Raw genomic sequence first — 264 nt, forward strand, 5'->3', positions numbered from 1 at the left:
GCAGGAGAAAGGGATTGAGCTTTCTCCTCACCAGCTTGATCAGTTTGACACTTATTATCGATTATTGGTTGAATGGAACGAAAAGATGAACTTAACAGCCATCACTAATAAAGAAGAAGTTTATCTAAAGCATTTTTATGATTCAATCAGTGCAGCCTTCTATTTCGACTTTAACAAATCTTATCAAATTTGCGATGTCGGGGCTGGAGCTGGATTTCCGAGTATTCCATTGAAGATTTGTTTCCCTGATATCCACGTATCGAT

Annotated in this window: 1 protein-coding gene; it reads left to right on the top strand. The window is 37.9% G+C overall.

The window, feature by feature from the left end; all coding sequences use genetic code 11:
- The coding region (locus SB773_RS32505; RefSeq protein WP_410594508.1) for a 16S rRNA (guanine(527)-N(7))-methyltransferase RsmG at nucleotides 1-264 on the top strand (264 nt) is incomplete at both ends.

This window comes from Bacillus sp. SIMBA_074, assembly GCF_046534555.1.
In the GTDB taxonomy this organism is placed as follows: Bacteria; Bacillota; Bacilli; order Bacillales; family Bacillaceae_G; genus Bacillus_A; species Bacillus_A mycoides.